Here is a 14,578-nt window from a genome sequence, read left to right as displayed (position 1 = left end):
AGGCTGGATGACCTTTGAAATACGTTCTTATGTTAGCTGCACTCACTTTAACATGCCTAATTAGATGAGCAATATAAAGCGCAACTACCTTTGTTAATTTGTGAAAAAAGGAAGCTAGGCTTCCTTGGTTAAATGCTATCGTTCGCGGACTAAGCGAAAGCCAATGTAGTTAGATCTAAAATCTGGCGCTAAAATTAATCGTGTTGAAGCACGTGCAAGGCTAGGTGCAAAGTTCCACGCACCGCCTCTTACTGCAACATCAGATTCACCTGACTCTTTAGCAGTCCATTCCCACACATTGCCTACGGTGTCGTACAATCCAAATGCGTTAGGAGAAAAAGAACCCACCGGTGCTGCACGTTTGTTTGACCATTCGCTACCACACCAACCACAGTTAGCTAAATTTTTACCTATTTCGTTACCCCAAGGGTATTCTGTTTCTGTACCTGCGCGAGCGGCGTATTCCCATTCAACTTCATTAGGTAAACGGTACTGCTGGCCAGTTTCGCCAGAGAGCCATTCGGCGTACGCTTTCGCGTCGTTAAATGTTAAACACACTGCAGGAAAATCACTACTTTGCTCAAAACCTGGGTTACGCCAGTTTAAATTAGCTTCCCATACGGGTTCGCCATTTAAATAATAAGCACAGCCTTTGCTTTGCTCTGCTTGTGTTTTATACCCAGTGCTTGCTACAAACGCTTCGTAGGCACCTACGGTAACCTCTTTGGTTTGCATAGCAAATGAACTGGCTATCACTTTTTCAATAACTGGACGTTCGTTTGCTAAACCGTTGCCGTTAATATCGCCCATCTTAAATTTACCAGCGGGCACAACTACAACATTATTTTGTACATTGGCAGAGCGATTAGTGCTTACTGCATTACTTACAGGTTTTGGTTGCTCGCGAGTGTAAGCCGGTGCAGCAATCGACTCAGACTTTTTTACTAAATTAGCATGAATAGTCTGTGCTTTAGTTAAATCAACTCTTACTTTGTAAGGCTTATAACCTAATTTACGTATTTCTACGTTGTGCACACCGCGCGGTAAACGCGTTACTAAACGCGTAGAACCAAAGCTCACCCCATCAATAAACACTTCATCATCGTAAACATTTGAACGTAAAGTTAGCTCAACTTGCTGACTTTGTTCTTTATTTATAATTGATGGATAGTTTTTTTTTGTAGGTGTAGTTTTAACCGAATAATCGCGCACTGGCTGTTTATTCATTCGCGATACAGACACAGTGTCGGTATTATCCGCGGCGTTGCTGAATGTTAACTGACTATCTGAGTAGGTTGCGCCGTAACCTGGCTGATATGCTGTTGCCAGTGGTGAGCCATATTCAGAACAATAGCGGTTATCTACGCTTAATAAATTACACAAGCGGCTGCTGTTTACTTCGCCACGCATGGTTACGCTTAAGTTAACGTTGTAATTACCTTGGCCGCTAAATGCGCTGTTTACTACATGGCTACTTAAAATTTGTACTTGCGCGCCTGCCATGTTGCGTTTTGGTTCAACAATTCGCTCTTCTGTTAAATTAGCAAATATTTGATCAACAAAGCGCTTGGTTGCTTTTTGTAAACCCATTTGCTGGCCGCGTTGCTCACAGGCTGCAAGTGTTTCGGTACGCTTACAGTTAATTGTGTGGTTTACTTCAAGTGTACCTTCGCGGGTAAACTCATTACGTAAACGCTCAACTCGGGCTGTAGTTAATTGCTCTTTTAAGCTCTCTAAGGTGTTTAAAAGCGTATGTTTTGCAACACGAATTTGCTCTATATCTTTACGATGAGATGCAATTGCCGCCAACTGCATTGAGATGTCGTCTTTATTTTGCTTATGATCAACCACAGCTTTTTGATAGCGCGATTGAGCAGCGCTAATATCAAGCGTAGGATCGTCAATTAAGCGGCGATACATTTCGTTCATCGCATCAAGTGCTTGGTTTTTCTCTTTATCTAGCTCTGTAGAGCGAGAACGAAGTAGTTCAAGTTGGTTTTGTAACTGACTTTCTTCTTTTAAGTGTTTTTCAAGTATTTGTGTCGAGTTATCGTATTCTGTTTGTTTAATACTGATCTCTGATTCAATTCCGGTTACTGTTGCTGTGTCTTGTGCAAATGCACTACTAGCTAACAAACTAGCGGAAATTAACAGAGATAAAGGAGCAATTCGCATATATTCCAGTCCCAAAAAGCGGCAATTATTTGGTCGTTATTATTGTTTATTAGAGTGTACTCACTTTTGAAAGCTGAACATTTTTCAACCATCAAAAATCAATACACCCAATGCCTTATGCTATGTACTTGAAGCACAAAACACAAGCTTTGTTCAATTATTATCTTAGTTTACAACTATTCTCTTGTCTCACGCCAGTAAATAACCCGATCATTTCCTCTAAAGCGACCAAATTGCAAAATAGCGTGGGGGTTAAGCTGCGAATTATCGCCTAGCCAATCCCACTTTAACCAGTTTTCGGTTTCGTATTCTAATGTAAATGTACCACTACCATTTGGCGTAGCATAAATTGCATTGTTTGCTGGATAGCTGCCAGCCTCTAATGTACCTGCACCTCCTGCGCTATATTCATAGCTTAATATTGGCGTTGATGGCGATATTTGGGATAACTGCGGGTGCTCAAATACGCTGCAGTTATCTTCGGTATTTAATACAAAGCCTGTTCCATCAAAATACTGAGCCTGCATAGGCACACGCAATGGGTCTAAATCTGAACCTGCATTGTTACCTAACACTAGGCGTCCAAACCGAAAGTCTATTGGCACATCATTCAGACGAACGCTATTGCACATAGTACTGTTGCAGTTTGCTTGCGTGTTCGGTTCATCATTTGCATCGATTAATGTTGCACCTTCTATATCAGTGACGGTTGCCATAAGGTTAACCATAGTAAATGGACCGTCGGGGTTATTAGTAGCTAAACGCGTTAACATGGCCGTGCTGTCACTCATTTGCCATTGCCCATCGGCAAGCGTGTTCCAACTATTGCTGCTTATATTAGCTAACCTGATGGTTAGTGTTGTTGCTGGTACATAATTACCAGCTTGATTGTTTTCGGCATTTATTTGTACTTGAGCTTTTTCAAAACCTTGCTTGTAATTAGCCATTAGCTGGTTGTTATGATTGAGCGCCTGTACGGTAAAGCTAAGCTCAAAGGGCTGATCTAAATACGTTAAATTACTTCCTAACTGAGTACATTGCGCAGCAGCTTGAACACCCAACACTTGATAGTGCGATGGAGCAAATCGCCCTACGTTGTTTAGCTGCCCTTTTACATCGCCCACTCCAAAATAATTGCCATCTTGTAAACCCGCAAATACGTTTATAATACCCACTTGGTCATAAGCGTACTGCGATATGGATTCACTCAAGCTTCCTGTATCAGTAAACGCATTAGTATTTAGCGCTTCAATTTGCCCCTCATTACCAGAGCTGGGTAATACTAAACTATGTGTTACTAAGGGAGACTCACTAATGAAGTGTTTTGCAATGGGGTTGCTATGAATAGCGCTGTAGTTATCTGGTATGCCATCGTTGTTATTGTCTTGCCCTGCTTGCCACTGTACTGCATTCATTTTTAAATCGAATGACTCACCCGTTAATCTAAATAAACTATCGTTTGCTGTTTGGGCATAGCCGTCGCTTGCAACTTGCATTGCTAGTCCAAAGGGCTTAACGACATATTCGTTAGAGCTACCGGTTAAGCTTACTGATAAATTAGTTATTGGGTCTAATACAATTGTTGCCCGTGCATTTAAACTTAATTTAGCGGCATCGGGGTAGTTAATAACAATAGGCGCTTTTGAGTCTTGATCGAAGGTGAGCGAAAAGGTTTGGTATGCTTGCTGCACGTTATAAATATTCGCATTATTACTCAGTTGTATTGGCTCTGAACACGTAGCGCCAGCACTGCAGCTATACGCTAAATCTAGATCGACTTGACCACCGGCAGGGAATGCGGCTTCGCATACGCCTGTTGTAGTATTTGTTTTAACCGCTTGAATGGATAGCTCGGCGGCATTAAAACCCTCGCTAGAGGGTTTACCAGATAACTGAGTGGGGATACTCGCAGTATTGGCTGTGTCGTTATTAAAAATAAACCCTGCATCAGAAAAAACCACTTTGCACCCGCCAAGCCCTACGTTATTGCCACCTATATAACAACGCAGCGGTGCTGATGGGTCGGCGGTATTATAGCCAAGTGTTACCGTTCCAGTGGTGCGCTTTGCAAGCGCTACGGAAGTAGAGCCTGTAAAGGTAATATTTTCGCCGCTCACCCAGCTTTGTTGGCCATTGTTATCTGGAGAAAGATCAAGTGCTGAGGGTTCATCATACAGTAAATCACATGCATCGTTTGCACAGGCGGTTAACGTCATTTCTTTTGCTTGGCAGGTTAAGCCTTGATTGTCACTCATTGAGATGCGGTAGTGATCAAGTAGCACCGGCGTAAAAATACCGCAAAACCCTGGAATACTCTGAGGCACTGTTAGCGCATCAAACGTAGAGCTGCCCTCTGTTATTACTTGTGTTGCAGCGGTTATTGAGCCTTGGTAAGTAACATTTTGGGCAATTCTTACCTCCCCTGTTGCGACAATATACGCAGCAATATTTGCATCGGCCGCAATGGCAACATCACCATCGACGTATATAGCTAAATACGCCCCTTCCTCAACTACAATATTCGTTTTACCTATGTTCAAAAATGCACTAGAAATTAACGATGAGGTATCTTTTAAAAAGATACGGGTGGGCGCTGTTACCTTGTACTCATCTTCTAATAAGTTCAGTGCTAGTTCGTCATAAAAATAATCGCCAGCTAACGATACAGGTACTTCACCGGTAGAGCTTCCGTCGTTTGTGACCGTAGGTACTTGCGCAGCTTGATTTGGCTCAAGGGAGTTATACCCTGTTGCTACACAGCCTTGGCCATTACACAAAGGCGGGTTAGTAAGTGCGGTTGATATTAAATTAGTGGTGGTGATAAATTGTGCATTGCTATCCGTTATTTCCACACCTTGAACAAGCTGCACTTGTCCATCATTGTAGGTAGAAATGGCGCCGGGAAATAAAGTATCGCAATCTAAAATATCGCCATTAAATACAAACGTACTGGTCATGGCCAATATAGAGGCTTCTTCTTTTACGTGGTTACGTTCTCTATCGCCGTCGCGGTCTTCATCAACGACCAACCCTAAACGGTCCGCTCTTAAATTACAGCTACGCAACCATCCACCGTCTTCTTCAAGTCGGGAGTTTTTACTTGCCACCACCAGCGGCGCTTCGCTAAAGTTATTGTTAAAATTAAAGTAGTTACATCCATCATTCCAACCATCAACTTCAAACCCTGTAAAAAAGGTCTCCCACGACACTTCTACTCCATTGTCGTCGGTAAAGGTGCGATTGCTGCCAGGCTCTACGGCCATATATGCAACCGTTTCGTTTTGTATAACACCTAATGCGGTTTCCGAGGCTTCTAATGCTATGTTTACCCCGCTTGTTGATAAAGAACCACTTTGTACGGCAATAGTTAAAAAGGGCACAAGCGCTTGGGATGGCGGGTTACTATCTAAACTATTAAGTGTTTGTAACGAATGGAAAAAGTTAGGCCTAACAGTAAATGGCTTATCAAAAGTCAGTGTTTTGTAACCTTTAGGCGTGATAGGTGCAAATCCCGACTTATCACCGTATTGTAGCTCAAGGCGTAAATCGGTATTACCTACTTCCATAATGGTGCCATCAGGAAACTGATGCACGCCATACTCGACCGCTAAATAGTGCGCCCCCATGGTTATATGCTCGCCATCTTCTCCTGATGGTTCTAGGGGCAGCGCTTCAAACCCAGTTGTAGTTACATTGCGTATTCTCACTATAGCAGGGTTACCGCCTTGATTAGTTGACAGCATAAATACCGCAGGAGGCGTTATGTATTGCTGTTGAAAATTTATTTTTGTCCATATGGGCGAGGTGTACGTGTCTTGTAGCTCTATAAATCGCCCTTCAATTTTAGGCGGTACAGCCACGGCATTTGCGCCTAACAGCAAACTTATTGAACATAAAATACAGAGGATATATTTGCTCATGGTAATGTTTTAGCCTCCACACTTAAGGTACGCTGGGTTTGCCAATACTCTTTTTGACATGCCGAACCTGCAGCACAATCATTGGCAGCGCATGTTGCAGCACTTTGTAAATAGTAAATATTCACAGTGCCAGAACGGCTGCTACTGTCGGGTAAGGCTATGTATTCACTACAACTTAGTTCAACCTCGCAATTGGCTAGATAGGTGGTATCAAACACTCTATTGGGCGTCACTGCACTGCATGTTTGCGCTGTGCTATTTAGTGCAAAAATTTCGCTTAACCCGGTTTCTAATCCGCTTTGCGCTGCCATGTAAGCCCGCGCGCCGTAATACTCAATGGTATTTTGCTGTGCCGCCCCTGATAACACTTTAGAAAGCGCCAGCCCCAGTGCCAGCAGAGTAACTATGATCACCAATGTAATTATGAGCAAATTACCCTGCTGTTTTTTAGCTAAAGTGATGTTTTTTATATTAAGGAACATTAGGTACATGCACCTCATGGCTAATACTTAATTGCTCAGTGTCGTTAAACCCCATTTGGGCAAACACATTGATAACCGCACTGCGCTGAAGCGAAATCTCACTCAATGTAAAAAAGGCTCTGCTCGTTAAGTTGTTGGAAATATAATTGCTCATTAAATCGCGTTTTACTCCCGAGCTTACCTGTAAGCTGGCGGCGTTTAATTGGTTTGTAGTAAAGCCGTAGCTACTGTAGCGATACAGTGAATTTCCTTCTACACAAAAACTAACGGGCTGATCTAATAAATAAAGACGCTTACTCGGTGACTCTTGTGCAAATGCTTTGCTAAATTGCCATGTATCAAGCTCGCTTGTAACAGCGCTGTAGCCACTGACTTGTAAACGCTTGTTTTGACTTTCATCGTATATATCGCTGCTATTTAATGGATAGACACTCGCCCAGTTGTTAATTTGTGGCTCTGTTAAGTTATTAAGCTCAAAATTCACGGCTGTGACATCAAAAGGGGCACTAGTGGGTAAATAATCAGTATAATGAGTGGCTGATAAAAACGGCGTAAATTCTAAACATTGCTGTGTGCTGCATGCTCCACTGCTGGCGTTATCGCAACTTAAGCGCAGCGAATTAGGTGTTGCGTGGCGGAGCTCTTTACTTAACCGTGTTAAAATAAAACGGCTTTGCGCCACGGCTTCTTGGCGCTTTACGCCTTGGCTGTAAATATTAAACCCGGCGCTAATGAATGAAAATGACGCCACAGCTAAAATGCCAATAATAACCATAACAAGTAACAGCTCAACTAAGGTAAAACCCTGTTTTTGTTTTGCTCTATTCATTAGTAATTACCTTTATATGCACTAAAGCCGTACACTTGCCCCAAGGGTGAGGTTACTTCAATGGTAATTCGTTTAAAGGCTACGCCATCGTTATTGGTTGCCTCGTTTAGGTCGCTATCGTATTGCACCTCCACAGCCAGTGAAAAATCGCTGTATTGCGCTAATGTATTCCCTAAACTATCACTAATAGGCTGCCCGGTGAGCGCAATATAATCATCAACATCGTTAAAATTAGTCCGTGCTTCACCGCTATCCGCACCTAGCTCAGAACTAGTACTACAAGGCTGAGCACCTAAGCTTGTCTCGGAGCAGCGCCTAAATGGAGGCGAACGTTCGCTATGTTCATCAAATGATTTTGCTAAAATTTCGTTCATTAAGGCTTGCCCAAGCTCTGACGCTCTCAGTGCGATAATAGGCTCTGCGCTTTGCTTTGCTTGTGGTGCTATAAGTGCAGTAATAATACTTAGCGCAATAGCAAATATTACAATACCAACAATCAGCTCTATTAAAGTAAAGCCTAATTGTTTTTTATTGGCAGGCATAAATAAGCCCTTCACCGCTAATGCACACCGCTGCTAGGCCAAGGTCTATTTTGCATTGTACTGCGCAATTTTGATCTGCTCGCCCAAGTGGATCAAAGTTAATTTGCGTAAACACATTACCAGTGCTATCTGTGGCATTAAATCGCACATCGCTACGCCCTGTATTTATGGCGACGACTAAATGCTCGCTATTATTGGTACTTGGGCCGCCAGTGCAGGTTTCTGGCTCTGGCCCCGCAACCAAAGTGGGTGAAATATATAGTTTATGGCAGCTACTTATTGCAGTATTTTGCATCGCGCGTAATTGTACGGTGCGCAGGGCAGTTAACACCCTATCTCTGTATGAGTATGCTTGCTCTGTTGAACTACCCAGAAACTTGGGCACAGCCGTTACCGACAATATGCCCAAAATAACTAAGGTAATAATTAGTTCAACAAGGGTGAAGCCACGCAAACGTTGATTACTACTGCTATTCATTTATATAAATTAACACCCACTCGTGATAAGCGTAACAGTAGGAGGCGTTACAGATACTGGCGGCGTGCCGCTGTTTGCATCTGCAGCTTGTGTATATTCAATACGACAATCGTCAGTTTGCACGTAGCTATTAGGGAAAATAATTGCTTTATCATCAGCAGCAACTTCTACAAGGTTAAAATCAGCAGAGTCGTCAGATGCAAATTCAACATCTAAAAAAGCCTCAAAGGCTGCTTCTGTCGCCGCAGGGTAGCCATAAACAGTAGCCACTGCATCGCCAGTGTCAACAGTCACCGTTGCAGTCGCTTTTTTATGGTCGCTTGCGATAATAGACTTACCATTAACAATGTTCATACCGCTTCGAATTGAACCTTGCAAGCCTTCAAGTGTGGAAGCATTAGCATCCCCTTGCAGGTTTAAAAAACGAGGGGCGGCGGTCACCGCTAAAATACCTAAAATAACGATTACGATTATTAGCTCAACAAGCGTAAAACCTGCTTGCTTATTCATTGGTTGTTTTAATGACTGCATTTTCATAAGTAAGCCTCTTTATTACTTAGTTTTTAAAAATATGCACTTTGCCCGTAGTTGGAAAGTACGAAAATCCCACGTTTTTTGCTATAACAGCGCCATCGGTAGGTAGGTTGTTAGTGTTTAAATTATGGGTTAAATAATAAATACACTGGTTGTTTTTAGTGTTATAACGCACTAAATAACTCACCTTGGTTATTATAGAAACCTCGGTACTTAATGTGCTTGTAGGCGCATCTTGTAAAATTACATTTAATACTTTTTGGCATTGCAGTGCAGTCATTGCGCTGGCCCGCGTATCAGTATTAGTCGTTTTATCACCCGTTGGTGTGCCCCTATTCCCATCGACACCAACAATGACACCTCCGTAATTAATATGTGTTGTATTATTAACGCCCTTTGGACGCCCCGATAATTCCCACTGGCCTCTGACCATCGCTACCGCAGAAGCAAACCCACCAGCCACCACATCCACACTGGCATTTTGTGCCTGGTTTTTAACCCCTATGTATTGAGGTATAGCAAAAGTCATAATAACTGCCAGTAAAACAACTACTAAAACAAGCTCAAATAATGAAAAACCTGTTACGCGAGCACGGCAGTTAGTCACAATCGCTACCCTTTAATGGCCGACATCATGTTCCACATTGGCATAAAAATACCCAGTGCTAAAATAAGCACCATAATGGCAACAAACACCGTCAAAATGGGTTCTATTTTGGCGGTTAAACTACGTAAATCGTAATCTACTTCTCGCTCATAAAAGTCGGCCGCTTCTTGCAACAACTCATCTACGCGACCTGTTTCTTCTCCCACTGCCACCATTTGCAGTACCAACTGTGAAAATAGCTCGCTACTTCGCGACGCTCGCAACAAACTGTCGCCTTTTTCGATATCTTGGCGCATGGTAATAATGGCTTTTTCCATGTAGCTGTTATCAACTGCGTGGGCCGTTAATGACAGCCCTGTCGTCATAGGGACGCCCGAGCGCAGCACCATGGCTAAGCTTTGGCTATAACGGCCAAGCAAGGTACGCTTTAAAATATCGCCTACAAACGGAATTTTTAACTTGTGCTGATCCCAGTTAAAACGCCCTGCCGAGGTATTTAAATAGCGACGCCAAGCAATCACTCCCCCCACTAACATTAGCGCTAGCAACCACCAATAATTGACAAAAAAGTTACTGGTGCCAATAAGAACTTGGGTCATTAAAGGCAGCTCTGCGTCAAACTTTTCAAACATGCTGGCAAAGGTTGGGATCACAAAAATATTTAATATGATCATCGCCACTAAAAGCGCCAAAATAACAAAAGTGGGGTAACGCATAGCCGCTTTGATACGCTTACGAGTCTCTTGCTCTTTTTCAAAATAAATAGCCAGTTGATAAAACGCATCTTCTAATCGTCCCGACCCTTCTCCGACTTTAACCATAGAGATAGTTAAGCGGCTAAACACCTTGTTGTGTATAGCTAGTGCACTGGATAGTTCACGGCCCTGTTCAAGCTGGCGTGTTACTTCAAGCAATACACTTTTAAACTCTTTATTTTGCGTGGTATCAGCAAGCCCTATCATTGCCCTAATAATGGGGATCCCGGCTTTGAGTAATGAATACATTTGCCGTGAAAACATGATCATGTCATCAAGGGTTATTTTTTCGCTAAATAGGTCATCGAATAACTTTATATTGTTTTTTGTTTCAACTAATGAAATTGAAATAGGTATGTATTGGCGCTTTATTAAGCTATCGGCCACACCGGCCTCATTATTTGCCTCAACACGGCCTTTAACCAGCGCACCCTTTGCGTCTTTAGCTTTGTAACTATAAAGCTGCATCGTCATCACCTACTACTTCAGGTACATATTCAGCCACTTTAAATACTTCATCTAGCGAGGTAATGCCTTGCTTGGCATACGTTAACGCCATATAAGAAAGCGGCGCGAAATTAGCGCTATTTTTAGCCGCTTCGGCAAAACGCTGCGTGTCGTTAATACGCAGGGCATCCATCATAGCGTCGTTCATTTCTAGCAGTTCAAAAATCCCCACCCGGCCTTTATAGCCACTATGGCTACACGCTGTGCAGCCTTGGCCTCGCCAAAACTGTGTGCTGCTAACATCTTCGCCTAAATACGTAAGCCAACTTTGTTCTTGTTTATCTGGGTGATACGGTGTTTTACATTCATTGCAAATACGCCTAACTAAGCGTTGAGCAATAATAGCGCGTAGTGAGCTTGCTACTAGGTAAGCGGGTGCCCCCATATCAATTAAGCGCATTGCGCTTGATATGGCATCGTTGGTATGTAACGTAGAAAGCACTAAATGCCCCGTTAATGCAGCCCTTAAGCCTATATCAACGGTTTCTTGGTCACGCATTTCGCCAACCATTATAATATCGGGGTCTTGGCGTAGTGTGGTTCTTAATACACTGGCAAAGCTTAAGCCTATTTTGTTATTTATTTGCACCTGGTTTACCCGCCCAATGCGGTATTCAACCGGATCTTCTACGGTAATAATTTTACTTTCTTGTTGGTTAAGCTCACTTAAAGCGCCATACAAAGTGGTTGTTTTACCTGAGCCTGTAGGCCCAGTCACTAGCACCATGCCATGAGGGCGTTTAATAATGCTGCGTAAGCGTTTTAAAATATGTACCGGCATGCCGGTTTCATCTAACGATAAAAGCCCTGCAGATTGGTCGAGCAACCGCATCACAACTGACTCGCCATATTGCACTGGCATTGTCGATAAACGTACATCAATGCTGTGCGCGTGCACTTTTATATTAAAACGGCCGTCTTGCGGTAAACGCTTCTCCGATATATCTAACCCCGACATAAGCTTTAGCCTAAGTACTAAAGCAGAGGCTATTTTTACTTGGTTTAATGTGTGCTCTTGCAATACACCATCAACTCGTTGGCGAATGCGTAATAGCCTTTCATCGGGTTCTATATGAATATCTGATGCACGTACTTGTACTGCATCTTCAAATATAGATTGCAGTAGTTTTACTACGGTGGCGTCAGAGGTTTCATCTGCTAAGGAATTAAGGTCAAACTCTTCTACGTCTTCGTATTCTTCGTGTAGCTTTTCAGCAAAGTTAGTAATCTCTTCTGTTCGGCGGTACACATTATCAAACGCTGCCATAAGCTGGCTTTCTTGCACAACAGCAAGCTCAATTCGCTTAGGTGCTAGCATTGGCGCTAACTGATCCAACGCTCTCAAATCAGCAGGGTCACTCATTCCGACTAACACAGAATCCCCGTTATCTTCTATTACTAATGCTCGGTAGCGTCTGGCATAAACCTCTGAAAGTAATTTAGATACATCTGAAGATATTTTTCGCTGCGAAATATCTAAAAACGGTATTTGTAATTGTTGAGCTAAAAAGCGTAATAATTGCGGCTCACTTATAAACTCAAGCGCAATTAATGTCGCTCCTAACTTTCGCCCTGACGCGGCTTGCACATTAAGTGCTTCACTTAGCTGCGCTTCGGTGATCATTTGCTCATGAACGAGTAAATCCCCTAAGCGCATTTTTAAACTAGGTCTCATACAGCCCCCTTCAATACAACTAAACGCTGTAGTGCATGTTGCGTCATTACGGCATTTAAACCGCCTAAATCTAGGGCAACTTTATAAAGGTGCTTTGCATCAGCAAACTCCCCTAACGCATCTTTTGAAGTGGCTAATGCCAACCACCATTTAGCCTGTTGAGGCTGAAGCTGTGTAAGCTGTGTAAAACTCGCAAGCGCTATTTGATGTTGCTGCGCATTTTGTGCTGCAGTGCCTTTTAATACCCAAAACTCCACGTTTGCTTGCGGCTCAAGTTCGGCTATGAGCAGTTTAAGCACGCCATCGTACTCTTGCTGCATAATTAAAACTTTACTGAGCATTACACGCCACTGCACAACCTCAGGGTTTATTTTTATACCTGCGACTAATAACTGCTGAGCCATAAGTACATCCTGTTGCTGAAAATACGTTGCCGCAAGTAAGTTACGCGCTTCTATATGCTCAGGTTGTGCTTTCAAAATAGCGGTTAAATCGTTAATCGCATCATCATATAAAGCAAATTCCAACGCTTGTTTAGCGCGCTTTAATTGCTGTGCTATGCGCTGGGCTTTGGTTTGTTTAACACTTAGCGTTTTTATTAATTTATTTTCAACGGACGGCTGCTCAGCTGGCGTAATGCTTTTTGCGTATGTACTGTTTTTTGCTTCAATTGGGCCGTTTACCTCTGCGCTATTGGCTACTTTATCTGCAAAGCTTACTGTTTTACTGATTAGCGTAGCTTTGTCTTTGCTTTGTTGCTGTATTGCTATCTCTTTTGGCTGATTTAGTAATGCGTTATTGCTTTGTACTTGCGCCTGCTCTTTTTGCTCATCCGCATTAATATGAGCCGCTTTAGCATCTGTGTTATTTTCACTTAATTGTTTTGAGGGCTTAATTACAGGGGTAATTTTAGTTTGAGCAATTTCAATCGGCTGGCTGTTATTACCTGCATGGGCTGTTTCAGCCGTGTCGCTACTCACTTGAGGTGCCTGTGCAAAAGGTAAATAAAGGTAGGCTGTAAAAATGAGTACAATTGCTAATAAAACACTCAGCACTTTAAATAATACATCGTGATAGTCGCGTACGGGGGGAATATCGACCCCGCCACTTTGCTGATTACGCTGTGCAGTTTGACGTTGGTCGATATTTTTTAGCATGTTATTAATCACACTCATAACCATTGCCTCCATACCCACATAACTGCAATAACAAAAACACTAATAGCTAATAAGCTGTAACCCCAGTAATGGTTAGCATGGTGCTTTTTACAATCTTCGGTGTCTGCAATGGCAAGATGTATATGGCGCGGTGTTACTTTATTAAGGCCTTCACCGTATGCCTGCAGTAAAACTTTATGGCATAAAATGTTGACCAAACGGGGTATTCCTCGACTCGCACGCGCTATTTTTAATCCTAACCGGTTAGTAAATAGTGGTGGCTGATTAAAGCCTGCCACCTGTAAACGGTGATTAATATAATAAATAACTTCACTGGCGGTCATTGCACGCAATGAGTACGAAAAACTGATCCGCTGGCGTAACTGCCTCACCTTACTATTAGCAAGTTTTTCATCTAATTCAGGTTGGCCAAATAGCACCACCTGAATAAGCTTTTCGGTTTCAGTTTCTAGGTTTGTAAATAACCGAAGCGCTTCAAGTGTATCCCAACTCAGGCACTGCGCTTCATCTATCAGGAGCACAACCCGTTCGTTATCTTCTTGCAACTCTAGTAAGTAATGGTTTATTTGCTGGCTTAGCGATTGCTGATCTAGGCTTTTATCTACCTCCATGCCAAGCTCTACAGCAATAGCCCAGCGTAACTCTTCAGGGCTTAAATAAGAATTAGGTAAATAAGCCACAAAGTAGTCTTCTTCAATTTGATTTAAAAGCTTTCTGCATAGTAAGGTTTTGCCTGTCCCTACTTCCCCTGTTACTTTTATAAATCCCTCCCCCATTTCTAGCGCTGTGGTAAGCACTTGCATGGCTTCGTGGTGCGGCTCAAGTGCACAAAAAAACTCGGTATTTGGGGTTAAGGTGAAAGGCATTTCACTTAAATTAAAAAAGCTTAAATACAT

Annotated in this window: 12 protein-coding genes; all 12 read right to left on the bottom strand. The window is 42.7% G+C overall.

Annotated elements, in window-relative coordinates:
- Positions 1-135 precede the first annotated feature (135 nt).
- The 12 genes from QUE46_RS01855 to QUE46_RS01800 all read right to left on the bottom strand — a co-directional run bounded on the left by QUE46_RS01855 (position 136) and on the right by QUE46_RS01800 (position 14,578).
- Positions 136-2,175 (bottom strand): SUMF1/EgtB/PvdO family nonheme iron enzyme, encoded by a 2,040-nt coding sequence (locus QUE46_RS01855; RefSeq protein ID WP_286245983.1) that lies wholly within the window; start codon positions 2,173-2,175, stop codon positions 136-138.
- A gap of 176 nt (positions 2,176-2,351) precedes the next feature.
- Positions 2,352-6,095, bottom strand: coding sequence for an H-type lectin domain-containing protein (locus tag QUE46_RS01850; protein WP_286245982.1), 3,744 nt, complete (start codon positions 6,093-6,095; stop codon positions 2,352-2,354).
- On the bottom strand, positions 6,092-6,577 hold the full coding sequence (locus tag QUE46_RS01845; RefSeq protein WP_286245981.1) for an agglutinin biogenesis protein MshP: 486 nt from the start codon (positions 6,575-6,577) through the stop codon (positions 6,092-6,094). The genes QUE46_RS01850 and QUE46_RS01845 overlap by 4 nt, the downstream gene beginning before the upstream one ends.
- Positions 6,567-7,406: a type II secretion system protein gene (locus QUE46_RS01840; protein WP_286245980.1), complete on the bottom strand. Its 840-nt coding sequence runs from the start codon at positions 7,404-7,406 to the stop codon at positions 6,567-6,569. The genes QUE46_RS01845 and QUE46_RS01840 overlap by 11 nt, the downstream gene beginning before the upstream one ends.
- Positions 7,406-7,948 (bottom strand): type II secretion system protein, encoded by a 543-nt coding sequence (locus tag QUE46_RS01835; RefSeq protein WP_286245979.1) that lies wholly within the window; start codon positions 7,946-7,948, stop codon positions 7,406-7,408. Before QUE46_RS01835 ends, QUE46_RS01840 begins: the two co-directional genes overlap by 1 nt.
- A complete protein-coding gene (locus QUE46_RS01830; protein ID WP_286245978.1) occupies positions 7,935-8,426 on the bottom strand; it encodes a prepilin-type N-terminal cleavage/methylation domain-containing protein in 492 nt (163 codons plus the stop codon). The genes QUE46_RS01835 and QUE46_RS01830 overlap by 14 nt, the downstream gene beginning before the upstream one ends.
- Before the next feature lie 9 nt (positions 8,427-8,435).
- Positions 8,436-8,963, bottom strand: a complete 528-nt coding sequence (locus tag QUE46_RS01825) for a prepilin-type N-terminal cleavage/methylation domain-containing protein (RefSeq protein WP_286245977.1) — start codon at positions 8,961-8,963, stop codon at positions 8,436-8,438.
- A gap of 19 nt (positions 8,964-8,982) precedes the next feature.
- Complete coding sequence (locus QUE46_RS01820) at positions 8,983-9,567, bottom strand: agglutinin biogenesis protein MshB (RefSeq protein ID WP_286245976.1); 585 nt, start codon at positions 9,565-9,567, stop codon at positions 8,983-8,985.
- Positions 9,568-9,572: 5 nt separating this feature from the next.
- On the bottom strand, positions 9,573-10,790 hold the full coding sequence (locus tag QUE46_RS01815) for a type II secretion system F family protein (RefSeq protein ID WP_286245975.1): 1,218 nt from the start codon (positions 10,788-10,790) through the stop codon (positions 9,573-9,575).
- Positions 10,777-12,504: a GspE/PulE family protein gene (locus QUE46_RS01810; RefSeq protein WP_286245974.1), complete on the bottom strand. Its 1,728-nt coding sequence runs from the start codon at positions 12,502-12,504 to the stop codon at positions 10,777-10,779. Before QUE46_RS01810 ends, QUE46_RS01815 begins: the two co-directional genes overlap by 14 nt.
- Entirely contained in the window at positions 12,501-13,679 is a 1,179-nt protein-coding gene (locus QUE46_RS01805; protein ID WP_286245973.1) for a M48 family metallopeptidase, read from the bottom strand. Before QUE46_RS01805 ends, QUE46_RS01810 begins: the two co-directional genes overlap by 4 nt.
- Positions 13,676-14,578, bottom strand: a complete 903-nt coding sequence (locus QUE46_RS01800) for an ExeA family protein (RefSeq protein WP_286245972.1) — start codon at positions 14,576-14,578, stop codon at positions 13,676-13,678. The genes QUE46_RS01805 and QUE46_RS01800 overlap by 4 nt, the downstream gene beginning before the upstream one ends.

Origin of the sequence: Pseudoalteromonas sp. MM1, assembly GCF_030296835.1 — a bacterium.
In the GTDB taxonomy this organism is placed as follows: Bacteria; Pseudomonadota; Gammaproteobacteria; order Enterobacterales; family Alteromonadaceae; genus Pseudoalteromonas.
This window is presented reverse-complemented; position numbering and strand designations above follow the sequence as displayed.

What these genes read in the sequence shown, in the direction of transcription:
- QUE46_RS01855 (WP_286245983.1), bottom strand. Translation starts at nt 2,175, where the DNA reads ATGCGAATTGCTCCTTTATCTCTGTTAATTTCCGCTAGTTTGTTAGCT.
- QUE46_RS01850 (WP_286245982.1), bottom strand. Translation starts at nt 6,095, where the DNA reads ATGAGCAAATATATCCTCTGTATTTTATGTTCAATAAGTTTGCTGTTA.
- QUE46_RS01845 (WP_286245981.1), bottom strand. Translation starts at nt 6,577, where the DNA reads ATGTTCCTTAATATAAAAAACATCACTTTAGCTAAAAAACAGCAGGGT.
- QUE46_RS01840 (WP_286245980.1), bottom strand. Translation starts at nt 7,406, where the DNA reads ATGAATAGAGCAAAACAAAAACAGGGTTTTACCTTAGTTGAGCTGTTA.
- QUE46_RS01835 (WP_286245979.1), bottom strand. Translation starts at nt 7,948, where the DNA reads ATGCCTGCCAATAAAAAACAATTAGGCTTTACTTTAATAGAGCTGATT.
- QUE46_RS01830 (WP_286245978.1), bottom strand. Translation starts at nt 8,426, where the DNA reads ATGAATAGCAGTAGTAATCAACGTTTGCGTGGCTTCACCCTTGTTGAA.
- QUE46_RS01825 (WP_286245977.1), bottom strand. Translation starts at nt 8,963, where the DNA reads ATGAAAATGCAGTCATTAAAACAACCAATGAATAAGCAAGCAGGTTTT.
- QUE46_RS01815 (WP_286245975.1), bottom strand. Translation starts at nt 10,790, where the DNA reads ATGCAGCTTTATAGTTACAAAGCTAAAGACGCAAAGGGTGCGCTGGTT.
- QUE46_RS01810 (WP_286245974.1), bottom strand. Translation starts at nt 12,504, where the DNA reads ATGAGACCTAGTTTAAAAATGCGCTTAGGGGATTTACTCGTTCATGAG.
- QUE46_RS01805 (WP_286245973.1), bottom strand. Translation starts at nt 13,679, where the DNA reads ATGAGTGTGATTAATAACATGCTAAAAAATATCGACCAACGTCAAACT.
- QUE46_RS01800 (WP_286245972.1), bottom strand. Translation starts at nt 14,578, where the DNA reads ATGTATTTAAGCTTTTTTAATTTAAGTGAAATGCCTTTCACCTTAACC.